Origin of the sequence: Paenibacillus sp. J45TS6 (genome assembly GCF_018403285.1) — a bacterium.
GTDB lineage: Bacteria > Bacillota > Bacilli > Paenibacillales > Paenibacillaceae > Paenibacillus.
Genome location: NZ_BOSJ01000034.1, coordinates 1 through 13490, shown reverse-complemented (window position 1 = coordinate 13490; position 13490 = coordinate 1). Strand labels below are relative to the sequence as shown.

Annotated in this window: 16 protein-coding genes and 2 pseudogenes; 14 read left to right on the top strand and 4 right to left on the bottom strand. The window is 36.9% G+C overall.

From position 1 onward, the window contains the following. The 3 genes and pseudogenes from KJS58_RS24335 to KJS58_RS24325 form a co-directional block, all read right to left on the bottom strand. Positions 1 to 235 (bottom strand): annotated as a pseudogene (locus KJS58_RS24335) (IS3-like element ISBsp3 family transposase); the annotation flags it as partial. Between the two features lie 180 nt (positions 236 to 415). Then, on the bottom strand, positions 416 to 1348 hold the full coding sequence (locus tag KJS58_RS24330; protein ID WP_213536244.1) for a HEAT repeat domain-containing protein: 933 nt from the start codon (positions 1346 to 1348) through the stop codon (positions 416 to 418). An 11-nt stretch (positions 1349 to 1359) separates the two neighbouring features. Beyond that, positions 1360 to 2484: an ROK family transcriptional regulator gene (locus KJS58_RS24325; RefSeq protein ID WP_213536242.1), complete on the bottom strand. Its 1125-nt coding sequence runs from the start codon at positions 2482 to 2484 to the stop codon at positions 1360 to 1362. 249 nt (positions 2485 to 2733) lie between these two features. Here KJS58_RS24325 and KJS58_RS24320 point away from each other — a divergent pair, with 249 nt between their 5' ends. The 14 genes and pseudogenes from KJS58_RS24320 to KJS58_RS24255 all read left to right on the top strand — a co-directional run bounded on the left by KJS58_RS24320 (position 2734) and on the right by KJS58_RS24255 (position 13082). Continuing rightward, the gene (locus KJS58_RS24320) at positions 2734 to 3510 is read left to right on the top strand and encodes an SDR family oxidoreductase (RefSeq protein WP_213536240.1); all 777 of its coding nucleotides are present in this window, start codon (positions 2734 to 2736) and stop codon (positions 3508 to 3510) included. Positions 3511 to 3557: 47 nt separating this feature from the next. Further along, entirely contained in the window at positions 3558 to 5087 is a 1530-nt protein-coding gene (locus tag KJS58_RS24315; RefSeq protein WP_213536238.1) for an FGGY-family carbohydrate kinase, read from the top strand. A 75-nt stretch (positions 5088 to 5162) separates the two neighbouring features. Continuing rightward, the gene (locus KJS58_RS24310; protein ID WP_213536236.1) at positions 5163 to 6491 is read left to right on the top strand and encodes an MFS transporter; all 1329 of its coding nucleotides are present in this window, start codon (positions 5163 to 5165) and stop codon (positions 6489 to 6491) included. Between the two features lie 179 nt (positions 6492 to 6670). Then, on the top strand, positions 6671 to 7867 hold the full coding sequence (locus KJS58_RS24305; RefSeq protein WP_306433117.1) for a WXG100 family type VII secretion target: 1197 nt from the start codon (positions 6671 to 6673) through the stop codon (positions 7865 to 7867). Positions 7868 to 7869: 2 nt separating this feature from the next. Next, complete coding sequence (locus KJS58_RS24300; RefSeq protein ID WP_213536233.1) at positions 7870 to 8331, top strand: YrhA family protein; 462 nt, start codon at positions 7870 to 7872, stop codon at positions 8329 to 8331. Positions 8332 to 8685: 354 nt separating this feature from the next. Next, the gene (locus tag KJS58_RS24295; protein WP_213536231.1) at positions 8686 to 9231 is read left to right on the top strand and encodes a hypothetical protein; all 546 of its coding nucleotides are present in this window, start codon (positions 8686 to 8688) and stop codon (positions 9229 to 9231) included. A 68-nt stretch (positions 9232 to 9299) separates the two neighbouring features. Next, positions 9300 to 9551: a hypothetical protein gene (locus KJS58_RS24290; RefSeq protein ID WP_213536229.1), complete on the top strand. Its 252-nt coding sequence runs from the start codon at positions 9300 to 9302 to the stop codon at positions 9549 to 9551. A gap of 122 nt (positions 9552 to 9673) precedes the next feature. After that, entirely contained in the window at positions 9674 to 9994 is a 321-nt protein-coding gene (locus KJS58_RS24285) for a nucleoside triphosphate pyrophosphohydrolase (protein WP_213536221.1), read from the top strand. A 166-nt stretch (positions 9995 to 10160) separates the two neighbouring features. Next, complete coding sequence (locus KJS58_RS24280; protein WP_213536219.1) at positions 10161 to 10772, top strand: WXG100 family type VII secretion target; 612 nt, start codon at positions 10161 to 10163, stop codon at positions 10770 to 10772. 255 nt (positions 10773 to 11027) lie between these two features. Next, on the top strand, positions 11028 to 11165 hold the full coding sequence (locus KJS58_RS25565; RefSeq protein WP_249717894.1) for a hypothetical protein: 138 nt from the start codon (positions 11028 to 11030) through the stop codon (positions 11163 to 11165). A gap of 10 nt (positions 11166 to 11175) precedes the next feature. Further along, positions 11176 to 11529: a hypothetical protein gene (locus KJS58_RS24270; protein WP_213536217.1), complete on the top strand. Its 354-nt coding sequence runs from the start codon at positions 11176 to 11178 to the stop codon at positions 11527 to 11529. A gap of 318 nt (positions 11530 to 11847) precedes the next feature. Further along, positions 11848 to 12345 carry a hypothetical protein gene (locus KJS58_RS24265; protein WP_213536215.1) on the top strand — a complete coding sequence of 166 codons (498 nt, stop codon included), beginning with the start codon at positions 11848 to 11850 and terminating at the stop codon, positions 12343 to 12345. Between the two features lie 172 nt (positions 12346 to 12517). Further along, positions 12518 to 12712 (top strand): hypothetical protein, encoded by a 195-nt coding sequence (locus KJS58_RS24260; protein ID WP_213536213.1) that lies wholly within the window; start codon positions 12518 to 12520, stop codon positions 12710 to 12712. A 17-nt stretch (positions 12713 to 12729) separates the two neighbouring features. Continuing rightward, a pseudogene (locus tag KJS58_RS24255) lies at positions 12730 to 13082 on the top strand (hypothetical protein). A gap of 299 nt (positions 13083 to 13381) precedes the next feature. On the opposite strand, the gene KJS58_RS24250 reads toward KJS58_RS24255, so the two are convergent. After that, on the bottom strand, positions 13382 to 13490 hold a 109-nt coding region (locus tag KJS58_RS24250), incomplete at its 5' end, for an IS3 family transposase (RefSeq protein ID WP_213533534.1).

The following is a 13490-nucleotide window of genomic DNA, read 5'->3' as shown; positions in this document are numbered from 1 at the left end:
GAAAGGTTCTGCGCCAACGATCTAAAGCACTTCGTGCTTTACTTAGGCCAATCACCTTCAAATCAAATCCAGCTTCTGTGAAAATTTCTGCCGGTCCTTTGCCAGCTTGGTTTTGTTTAACCGCTAGCAGTTTAAAGTCAGGGGTATATTGAATCGTTCGATCTGTCACGATTCTAACATTTGGATTGGCCTCTAATTGTCTTTGTTGGTGTTCATTAAAGATAATCTTACTCATGAAAAATACTCCGTTCTAAAAAATTGTAATGTTAGTATAACGGGACTTTTCTAGAAAGAAAATAGAAAAACCCCGAATGGTAGTCACTTTTTTAAGTGTCTACCATTCGGGGTTCAGTTCAGGTTGCTCTTTTACGTTGGTTTTTTCTTTTTTTATAAACAAGACGGTCTGGTTTTTTAATTATGTGACGATTTTCTTAACCATGTCTTTCTCTTCATCAAAAAGATAGTCCCACTTTTTCGATATAATCCATTCAAATAGTTCTTGAATGTGATTATATTTTTCTCTATATCGATTTAGAAATTCAAACGCAGGCACTAATTCATCGCTTTTTATTGATCGCATTCTTTTTAACATCGTTTTTACTCGTTGATAGACAGAGTCTATCGCAGTTTCATCTCCGTGATTCTGAATTGCTAACAAAGCAAAGGATTTAACAGCTGGAGAGCGATCTTTCAGTGCTTCAATAAAAACAGGCAGAAAAGTGGAATCTCCCAGTTGATCTAGGGCACTAAGAGCAGAGCATCTCACTTCGCCTTTTGGATGTTTCAATAAAGGAAGAAGATAAGGGACCGAGCTGGTTGCCCTAAGATCACAGAGAGAACCGATTGCATAAAAAAGATCATATTCATCTTGTGATGTAGTAATAACTTGGATTAAAGCTTCTTCCGCGGCAGAACATTTACATTTACTTAAAGCTTGAAAGGCGGAATGACGCACTAACCAGCGAGGATCATCAATAAATCGAAGGATAGGCGTACAGTCCGGCACTTCTTTTTGCTGAGCTATTTGAGAGAGAATATGCTCTAAAGTATACTTGTTTTTTTCTACTGCGAGCCGTTTTAAAAGAATGTTCACTACACGTGGATCGCTTGTATTTACTCCAATGTTACCGAGCACAAAATAAATATCTTGTTTCATGGTTTCTTTTTTTGCTTTTTCTAATAGGTTACAGAGGATCGGAATAAGTGCAATATGATCTAATTTCTCTGCTGCTCTAGTTGCATTCCAAGCAGGTGCACCTTCACTTGTGGAATATCCTTCCTCTTCTATATATACGAGACCATCTCCCGCCATTTCGTTCAATAGGTTTATTAGTTGTTGTTCATTCATTGTTGAAACTCCTATATCTCATTCAAAAAGGATTGAATAAAAGTGATAGCAGCACCATTAGAAACTCCATTTTCAGATGAACGGCTAATATAAATAAATGGCTCATTGCTAGGAAAAGCGGTGCGCTCATAAACTTTTTCATGAAGAAGTTGAATATCATGTTCTGTTAAGTAAGGAGATATATGACCGCCCAGAATAAATTCTCTATTAATGACAAGATGAATGTTGTTAATCGATAGTGCTAAATGATCTAAGAATACATTCCATCTTTCCATATAGGAAGGGATTCCAGAACGTAACTGTTGGAAGAAAAATTCTAACGATTCCTCTTCTTTTAATAGCGCACTAATAGAACAAAGTGTTTCCATACATCCTGTTTTTCCGCAGTAGCAAAGAGAACCACGTGGATCGATTGTCATATGTTCTACCGTGCCGCTATGTCCTTCATTCCCCATATAAATTTGGCCATTGATAATGATGGCTCCCCCAAGATGCGTACCAATCGACAGATAGACAGCATCGTCAATATCTTTCCTGATCCACAGTTCCGTGGTTGCAGCACATTTGGCATCATGAAAAAACCGGCAAGGATAATCAAGGTGCTGTGAAAAAACAGAAATGTGGAGCCCCGTACAATTTAATATTTTTCCGTAGGTGATGTTTTGTCCATCCGCTGATGTTAATGCTTGTATTGCAAAACCAACACCCAAGACTTGCTCTTGTTCGATCATAAGAGAGGAGATGAAAGCTTGTACAGCTTGACTTACTTGTTTGAAGTAACTCTCTTCATTTGCGTATGTAAGTGACAGGTTGGTTTTATGAAAAACAACACCAAGCAAATCTACTGCGGAAATACAAATTGTATTTCTTTGAATTTCAACCCCTATGCTGACACGAGCCTGCGGACATAATGCATATGCCGTTGCGCGTCTTCCAACCGAGGATTCAAATTGCCCGCTCTTTTCAATCAGTTTTTCCTTTTCTAAGCGAACTAAATTTTGAGTTACCGTTGGCAGACTCAGATGAAGTTGATTTGCGATTTCTTGTTTTGAAAGCTTCTCATTTTGATAAATAAGATGATAAATCGATGAGTAATTACTTTTCTTTATATCCCTAAATGTAATGTTATGATCCATAACTAAACCCCATTATACAAACGACTTTTATAAAATTCTTTTAAATATAACATAGCTATCGAATAAATAACAATTGGAAGCAAATTGAAGTGACTAACGAATCATAAAATCCATGCAATGAGTGTGAAATAAGTCGCTGTTTTTTTATGGAAGGTTGACTTGTTTTATAAAGTGGGTATATTATGTAAATTGATTTTATTAATCTATTTAATAAAACGGTTTTACAAAATAGAAAGGGGAAATAGATTTATGGGAATTATTGAAAAAATGAGATTAGACGGAAAGAAGATCTTCGTTACAGGCGGTGCGAGAGGAATTGGTAAAAGTGTTGCAACCGCTTTCTGTGAGGCAGGGGCTGATGTGGCTATAGTGGATTTGGATCTTGAAGAAGCGCAGAAAACAGCTGCCGAACTCGAAAAAAACCATGGAATTCAAGCGATTGCTATTAAAGCGGACGTCACAAATCCTGAAGATGTGAATTCTATGATTACTAAAATCCTGAGTGTCTTTGGACGTTTAGATGTTGCTTTCTGTAATGCTGGAATCTGCATGAATATACCTGCTGAGGATATGACATATGAACAATGGAAAAAAGTAATCGATATCAATCTTACCGGGGTGTTTTTAACAGCTCAAGCAGCTGGAAAAGTGATGTTAAAGCAAGGCGGAGGTTCCATTATTAACACAGCTTCTATGTCAGCACATATCGTAAATGTCCCGCAGCCGCAGTGTTCTTATAATGCTTCTAAAGCAGGAGTCATCCAATTGACAAAATCTCTAGCGGTAGAGTGGGCGACTAGAAATGTGCGCGTGAATAGTATCAGTCCAGGCTACATAGGAACAGAACTTACGTTAAATTCCCCAAGCTTACAACCATTAATTGAACAATGGAATCAAATGGCTCCTCTTGGCAGAATGGGAAGACCGGAAGAACTACAATCCATTTGTGTTTACCTTGCAGGGGATACTAGCAGCTTTACTACGGGAGCAGACTTTGTAGTGGATGGCGCTTTTACTTGCATCTAATCTAATAGACTTAAATAAAGAAACAATTACATCAGGAGGCGACATCCTTGTTCTATTTACTCGGCACAGATATTGGAACATCCGGTACCAAAACCATTTTAATGGACACAGAAGGCAACTTAATTGCCCAAGATTTACAGGAATATGATGTGCTTACACCGAGACCTTTATGGGCTGAACAGTGGCCAGATGTATGGCTCGAAGCAGCGAAGGTTTCTATTAAAAACACAGTGAAGAAGGCAAATGTCCCAGCAGAAAAAATACGCGGAATCGCGATTAGCGGTCTGTATGGAGGTTCTGGAATTCCGTTAGATGAAAATATGGAGCCAGTTAGACCTTGTATGATATGGATGGACCGCAGAGCAGAAGAAGAAACCAAATGGGTTCTAGACACGATTGGAGAAGAAAAACTATTAGATATTACCCACAATGGAGCAGATCCTTATTATGGATTTACCAAAATACTATGGATGAAAAATAATGAACCCGAAAACTGGAAAAAAACGAAATTATTTTTGCCCCCAAATGATTACGTTATTTATAAATTGACAGGAAACATTGCGATTGATTATTCCTCAGCGGGGAATATTGGCGGTATTTTTGATATGAATAACAGAACATGGTCTAAAGAAATGATGGATGCCATGGGTATTCCTATGTCGATGATGCCGGAAAACATAGTAGAATCGACAGATATTATTGGAGGACTAACAAAGGAAGCTGCATCTGAATTAGGGCTCTCTGAAGGAATGCCAGTGATTGCAAGCGGTATTGACTGTGGTGCAGCGAATATTGGTCTTGGTGTATTTGAATCGGGTATTTATGCAGCCGCAATTGGAACTTCCATGTGCGCAGCGTTAATTTCGGACAAACCAATCAAGGGAAAGAATCTCATTGTCTGGCCTTATCTATATGATGCTCAAAGACTTTCTTATTATTTTGCCGGAGGTGCCACAGCAGGAGCAATTGTGAAATGGTTCCGTCAAACCATGTGCCAATTTGAAGTGGAAGCCGAGAAAAATGGTGGAGAAAATGCCTATGATGTATTGAATAAACAAGCAGCTACGATTCCAGTTGGCAGCGAGGGCCTTATTGTTCTTCCTTACTTCATGGGGGAAAGAAGCCCAATTTGGGATTCAGATGCAAAAGGAACGATGGTTGGACTTACGCTGGCACATACAAAGGCTCATATCTACCGTGCATTTCTGGAAGCGGTTGCGTTCTCATTACGTGATGCAATGGAAGCAACGGGGGAGAACTTAGGTGAATCTATTATAATCGCCGGCGGTGTAACGAAGTCAAAACTCTGGAGACAAATCTTTGCCGATGTGACGGGTTATTCCGTTGTCTGTCCGATTCATGATGTGGAAGCCAATATGGGGGATGTAATGCTTGCCGGAATTGGTACAGGACTTCTATCGTATGAAGACGTGAAAAAGTGGCAGGTACTGGATCAGAAGATTATGCCCGACCCGCAAAACCATGAAAAATATAATGAATATTACCGTGTATATAAATCGGTATATCAGAATTTAAAGCAAGACATGAAAACGTTATCAAGATTATCGAAAATATAGAGTAGTTCACATGGAACTTTTTTCATGAGATCAGGGAAAGCGACATCGATAGATTAGTAGGGACGGAGTGAAATTATGTCTAAGTGGAAAAAAAGGATTGGATACGGGATTGGCGATCTAGGATGTAATCTTGTGTTCAGCACAATGGGTTCGTATCTGCTCTTCTTTTATACTGACGTTTTTGGAATAACAGCAGCAGTTGCAGGTACGTTAATGTTATTAACGAAAATAATTGATGCTTTTGCAGATACCGGCATGGGATTACTAGTGGATCGAACACATACCCGATGGGGTCAAGGAAGGCCTTACTTTATCATTGGTGCTATTCCTTTTGCTGTATTTACGATTATGACATTTATTGTGCCTGATTTCAGTATGACAGGGAAAATTATTTGGGCCTATGTCACATATACCTTGCTGAACATTGCCTACTCGGTTGTTAATATACCATTAAATACGATCGTACCGAGATTAACTTCAGATAACCATGAACGTAACTGGCTAGTATCGACAAGAATGATCTGCGCATTACTTGGAACCGCTTTAGTCATGTCCATTACCATGCCAATGGTTGATTTCTTTGGACAAGGTGATGAACAAAGAGGTTACTTAATCACAATGAGCATCTATGGCATCATGGCGCTTATCATATTTGTGATTACTTTTATGAGTACCAAAGAGGTTGTTCCGCCAACCATCAATCCTGGAAAATCTTCCTTCAAAGAAGACTTTAAAGGATTAACCGGTCAAGCTGCCATATTTTTTATCGTGAATTTTCTCTACTTCGCTCTTTTTGTTATACGAAATACTACTGTAATTTATTATTTTACTTATAATTTGAATCGTCAAGATTGGCTTACTTTTGTTGGGCTATTCGGAATTTTATCGGGTCTGCCTATGCTCCTTATTTTACCTTGGCTTCAAAAGAAGATGTCAAAAAGAAATATACTGCTTTTAAGCACGATTATTTACATCGTAGGAGATTTGCTTATTTATTTCGGAAAATCCTCATCGTTTTTAGTCATAGCAGGGCTTGCGATAACAGGTCTTGGTATTTACGGGATTTTCGGAGTTACATTTGCTATCCAGCCCGATATTATTGATTATTCAGAGTATAAAAAGAATAAAAGTATATCTGGGATGATTGCAGCGATTCAAGGTTTCTTTGTAAAAGTAAGCTTGGGACTCGGGAGTTTCTTAATTGGGGTTGTCCTAAAAATGGGAGGCTATGTTCCCAACGCCACACAAAACACAACAGCACTCAGCTATATTGAAATCTGCTTTATTTGGGTGCCGCTAATCATTTGTCTGTTGATTGGAATTACGATGTGGTTCTATAAATTGGATGATCAGCGGGCAGCGATGGATGTAGAACTTGAAAGACGACGTGCACTTATTCAATAAAATGTTTATATAAAAAATATTACTAGCTTCCTTGAGTATAAATCAGGGAAGTTTTTTCCTTTTTATGAAGTACATAAGATAGAGATTGAATAGAAGTTAAAGGAATAATGACCGATGTAATATTTTCCATTATTTGATAGAATCTATTCACCTTAACTAACAGTGAGAGTGAAATCCTTATGGTGAAAATAATGGTCTCACCTGATCAGCTGATGGAAGTTGTCAGACACTTCTTAAACCAGCGTCAGGAACTGGAACGGATGTGCAATCAATTAGACAAGCAAATTTACTTTATAAGTGAAGGCTGGTCAGGGGCGACAAAAGAAAGGTTTTTTCATGAGTATTTATCGGCCAGGCAATCCATGGGTGTGACGATGGAGAAAATTTCGTCGATTGCCCAGCAGCTGAACTTTATAGCCAGGAGTTTTGCTGAGGCGGATGGTGAAGGAGGATCGGCGATCGTTATGCCTAGCTTACCTCCAAAAGTGGAGGCAAAGCTAGAAAGTCGTGTTGATTATACTGCCTCTGCGCTTAAGGGAGTAGGAGCTACGATCGAAGGGCTCTTTGACGATGCGGTTGGTACAGTAAAGAGTTTTTGGGAGAGTCCCTTCGGAACAGTATATGATATAGGATATGCATTTACAGTTGGGAGAGCAGTCGATGCATTATTAGGTGCACGCTTTGCATGGGATTATGCATGGGGGACGGGGACTGCACGATCAGATGCTGAACAATTGTTAGAGCAAATAAAGCGAACAGAGGAAGAAGAGGGAAGAGGGTATTATACTGGCTATATAGTAAGTCAAGCAGCTTCTTATTTAACGCTAGGGAAGCTTCTGAAGAGTAAGAATAATGTTCAAGATGGTCCGGATGGGAAGGATAAGACTGAGGGGACGGGAATTGGTGATAAGGATAATTACTTCATAGGAACGTTAAAAGGAGAGAAGATTCATTTAAAAGGTGTAAAGGTAGAAGAAATTATTTACACTAAGAGACTTCCAGAAGAAACAGCTAAATTTAGAAAGGAATTTAATAGCTCTGTTAGGAAGAATTTTCTTAAGGAATTTGCTAACGATCCTGTAAGAGTTGAATATCTTAAAAAGGCCGGTTTAGGTGAAGATGATATTTCTAGAATGAAGGATGGACTTAACCCAAAAGGGTGGCAAGTACATCATAATTTACCTTTAGATGATGGTGGTACAAATGATTTCATTAACTTAGTCTTAATAAAGAATGACCCTTATCATAAAGCGGTTACCAATGAGCAAAACACCCTAACAAGAGGATTAGCCCCAAAACAAAGTGAAAAGATAAATTGGCCGATATTTGAGGATGATGTTTACCCACCAAAACCTTTTAAAAGAAAGGAAGAGTAGATATGGCCCAGTGGAAAGACTCCTTGATAGAAATAGAAAAGATTGAAGTAAAATACGGAAGTACACTTAGAAATCCAGTGTCAGATACAGAAATTGTAAAAATGAATCATGATATTCATCAGAAATTAGGAAACTTTATATTACCTGAGTCATATATTGAATTTTTGAAGAAAATAAATGGGTTAGACTTTAACGGATTAGTAATCTACGGTGTTGATAAAGTTCTACTTGATAGGGAAGTAGAAGAAGATATCCATGGTTTTATTGAGACAAACGAGCTCTGGTATGAAAATGAATGGCAAAAGCAATATATATTTTTTGGAGATTCTGATACAGCATGGTATTGTTATGACCAAAAAGAGAGTGTATACGTAGAACTCGATAAACCCTCAGGGACTTTAATTCAGTCATTTGAAAGTTTTGATTCCATGTTAAGTGATGCACTTGAAACTATTCTTTTGTAATGAGTTTACCTGATGATATTTGGTAAGACAATAATTGTAAAAATGTGACCTTGATTGGCTATATGTCTTCATGGTCCTTTCAAAGAGGTTGATTATGGTCAGATATCACCATGATCAACCTCTTTTATTATGGCTTCTGACAGGACACCCAAATGATAAGAAGGTAGAAACTCCTTTAATGAGATTGGACGAAAGTTCAAAATTCTTTAAGAACGTCACAAGCGTAATTCATGAATAAGAAAAATGAGGCGAAATGAATAAAGTAGAAAGATCTTAAGTGAAATTGATGCATTGAGCTATTGGGATGCTAGAGAGAGTATAATTTATCAATGGTGTAAGTTCTGGAGGAAAAAAATGAATGTAGTGTTCGATTTGGGTAAATTCAGAAAGGCAGTAGTATGGAAGGATGACTATCCAATCCTTCCTAATGAATCAGACGATGAGTTGAAAACATCATTACAATTAAGTATGCCTGTAGTTTCTCATTATAAAAAAATAGCAGTAGAGTTGAAGTTACCTAGGCATAGTTCGTATTATGCATTGCTGGGGGTAGAATATACACCTAAGCAAACTTCAGAATTAATAATTAAAGTTAAAGTAAGTAACGACAATGATGTTTTGTATAGCTCTGAGTTTAAGATAAACGAAGAGATTTATTTAGGAATTCCTACCGAATATGCTTATTCAATTATTAATTCTGCAAAGGAAAGAATGCTAGAATCAAACTGGCAGTATGCAGGTAGTATTACTTTTGCTCTAGGAGCTCACAGTTTCGTTGGTTCTAGTGAAGCTGTTTTTTCGAAGGTCACAAATATTTTAATATCTTTATTGTCAAATGAACTGTCTTTAGATTTTTCTTTGAGTGATGCTTCTTTAATCAATGAAGAGCTAGATAAATAAAAAAGGCTACCCAGATGATCAATCTGAAAGACCGTGGAATGGAAAGAAAAACGATGAGGAGGAGAATCATGGCAGTTTTTGTATTGATGTTAAAGGAATTTGAGGACGAAGATAGAGTAGTATATCTATATGGACCAAATGAAAATTCAATGGGAAAAATTGAATATGACAAAAGAAAGAAGGTTATAAACCAACTTTCGTCAATTGATTCAATCTATTTTTCTGATGAGTTCTTCTTTAAGAGAGCAGGGCGACGTCTAGCAAGAATGATTATTAAAGAAAATCATAACTTTGTTGATCGAACAACTATAGAATCTTGATAATACGTACGAGACTTGCTATTCATTGATAGATAGGAGTCGGTTTTTAGGAAACCATGTTTTAATAATTTTATGAGTTAGATTAATGTTAGATTGAGATCGAGAGGAGACTGATATAAAACGTGCGAACCTATAATAAGCTAGTAAGGGATTTAATTCCGAATATCATCCATTCTCAAGGGAAACGTTGTAAGACTTTGATTCTAAATGAGGAAATTTACAAGTCAGTGCTGAGAGCAAAGCTGGAAGAGGAACATAGAGAATATCAAGAAGCGGAAACAGATGTACTAGCTAATGAAGAATTAGCGGATATACTGGAGGTCATTTACGCACTGGCTTCGGTTCATGGTATTAGTGAAGAGGAACTAAACAAGATTCGTAAAGAAAAGGCAGATCAGCGAGGGGCATATAAAGAAAAGATATTTCTCGTGGAGGTGGATTAGTAGGGTCAGTGATGAAAAACATATCTATTAATTCACTGAATTTTCCTTTTTATGAAGTACATAAGATAGAGATTGAATAGAAGTTAAAGGAATAATGACCGATGTAATATTTTCCATTATTTGATAGAATTTATTCACCTTAACTAACAGTGAGAGTGAAATCCTTATGGTGAAAATAATGGTCTCACCTGATCAGCTGATGGAAGTTGTCAGACACTTCTTAAACCAGCGTCAGGAACTGGAACGGATGTGCGGTCAATTAGATAAGCAAATTTATTTTATAAGTGAAGGCTGGTCAGGGGCGACAAAAGAGCGATTTTTTCAGGAGTATTTATCAGCCAGGCTATCCATGGGGGTGACGATGGAGAAAATTTCGTCGATTGCCCAGCAGCTGAACTTTATAGCCAGAAGTTTTGCTGAAGCGGATGGTGAAGGAGGATCGGCGATCGTTATGCCTAGCTTACCTCCAAAAGTGGAGGCAAAGCTAGAAAGTGGTGTTGATTATACTGCCTCTGCGCTTAAGGGAGTAGGAGCTACGGTCGAAGGGCTCTTTGACGATGCAGTTGGTACAGTAAAGAGCTTTTGGGAGAGTCCCTTCGGAACAGTATATGACATAGGATATGCATTTACAGTTGGGAGAGCAGTCGATGCATTATTAGGTGCACGCTTTGCATGGGACTATGCCTGGGGGACAGGAACTGCACGATCAGATGCTGAACAATTGTTAGAGCAAATAAAGCAAAAAGAGGAAGAAGAGGGTATTATACTGGCTATATAGTAAGTCAGGCAGCTTCTTATTTAACGATAGGAAAGCTTCTAAAGCATGATGAACCGGGTGGTTCGGGAGGTTCAGGTGGAAAGGGGAAGACTGAGGGGACGAGTACTCCTAAAGGGAATTTCGCAGGTGAAATTATTACTGAAAACATTCCTAATATGTCTAAACAAGAAATTCTAGACAGCTTGCCAAAAGATTGGGGATATACTGACAATAATGGTTTTGTTCATATTAGAGATACCAAGGGGAAACATTCGTATGAGAATCGATCCACCTGATAAGGTAACCAAGTATGATCATGTTCATTTGTTTGATGAAAATGGTAACTCGGTTGATATTAATCAGATTATTGTTGATAGAAAAAGTTCTGATGCTCATATCCCATATAAGAAGTGAGGTGATATGGATGAAGGCAAGAAAAATCTTAAGTGAAATTGAAGATATGCATTATTGGGATGCTAGAGTATTAAAATTTGATTCGAGTTTCTTTGGTGACGAAATGACCCTTGTATATGAGGATACAGAGCGGAATGTCGAATTGTCCTTTACGGGATGTACAGAATTTTCCTTTCATACAACAATTGATGATAGGAGAAGACCTATAAGAGAGTTAGCTAGATCTCAAATCCCTTATTTTCTTCAAGATATTGATATCACAGATGTAGAATGTGGAGATTTTAATTTACTAAAGTGTAAAATTTTGATGCCCCCTCTTAATGTAGAAATAGTGTGTAATTTTATTTCAGTTGTAAAGATATAATTTGCTCTTTAATGTGATATAAGTTGTTTGTTTTTTTATATTTGTAACAATAGAGATAAAATTGGGAAAATTGGTTTAGGCCTCCTTTAGATAATGATACACGTTTAAGAAGAGATGAATTAGAGTATATTATCGAAAAAATAAAAAAAGTAATTAAAAAAGTAATTTCCAGACACCTGGGGGCACCTTTAAGGTGTCTTTTTTCTAGAGAAGGTCTCGTAGTGGATATAAAACACATAATAGCTAATATGAATATCAAAACCACTAATATATCGATCGTTAAGTAGAAGGAAGGTTAATAGCAAAGGAGTACATCGTTTGGATAACCTTGAAATTATACTAGTAGACTTAATAAAAGATGAGCTAGATAAGATGGTTTTTGAAGAATTTAAGATTAACGTATTAGAAGTGAAGTCATCACATTTCTTTGATAATAATAGTAAAGACGATATTGTATTTCATCAAATTAATAGTTTTCAAGAAATACTCTCACCTATTGGTACAGGAAATATATTTCTTAGTCATTTAGAAATAGGATACATTATTAAAGATGTAATGGTTGTGTTTTCCTTTGATAAGGACTATGGAGATATAACCATAAATTTTCCGGAAAATGAGTTATTTGCAGTAGACAGATCAGTACAAAAACAGAGAGCATATAAGTTGGTAGAATTTCTTTTGAGGTTAAGAGACAAGTATAACATTGCAAAAGTGAAAATTGGTTTTGAACCTGCTTCTGATGATGATACATGTTTAGTAACGATCGAAGAGGAAGTAGATGATTTAGAGCGTATTATTGAAAAAATAATAAGGTGAACTCACAAGACCTCGTGAAGAAAATGGATTCATAGAATATAAAAAGATTTAACCTAGGAACTATGTTTTCAATTTTAACTAGCTTCCCATTCATCAAATCACAGTGTTGAGATAAACTTTTATTTAACGCTAGGAAAGCCTCTGAAGAGTAAGAAGAGTGAGGTGGATTTAATTGTTTGAACTAGAAATTATTAAAGCTAATTCAGTTAAAGAAGTGAACCTCATAACAGTCGAAGCTAAACTATCAGGGAGCATAGACAGTCCATTGATAAAGACAGTTCTTGTCGATAAGGGTCAAAATGACAGACGTTTTTTTTGGAAAACTATAAATGGTGTGAATGTTCCTGTAATTAACCCAGCTGAATAAGAAAGTAAGAAATAAGTATGAGATATGTGGCTCTAGTTAAGAGATTAGACCCACACATTGAAGAGGAAGTTACACTTGAAATACAAGGAGTCGAATATACAGGTTTCACGTTTATCTGCCCTTATGAAATTGAAGTAGGAGGCAAATATCCAGTTTCAATAGGATTTACGGTTTTAGAAGGGTTAGAAATTAGTGAAGTATTTGACGGCAAAAAAGATTAGAACGAATAGGCACAAGTTATAAGTACTATATCCGTGGTATCTTAAATGAAGATTCGATTGAGGCAGGAATAGTTATTTCTGATGATGATGAATACTTTGCTAAATATCCTGAATTGATTGGCAAAGTCGTAGAATTTTTGAAAGAATAATGTTGTTAAAACCTTGTCTAGTTCCGAACCTTTCAATGTTCTTTTTTAGGTGGGTTGGGTGACGAATGAATTTATCATTTAACCAATGAACACAACTAACTCATGTTATACCCGTATGAAGGTTTTGTCGTTTTTGATTGTACGGATAAAAAAGATGACTAGATAGGGTGGAGAATAGATGTTCAAAATCAGTTATAAGTTATTTGAAAGTGAGGATTTAGAGGGAAACGAATTAAAAGGGACAGAGGGATATTTTCAGCTTGAAATTGATAATGAAACTTTGGACTGTCAACATTAAATCAGACAACTTTTTTAAGGGATGCAGCTTTGTACTGAATTGGGGTCATGTATCCTAAAGTGCCATGAATGCGATGCTTGTTGAACCAATTCACATAATCATATAGTTCC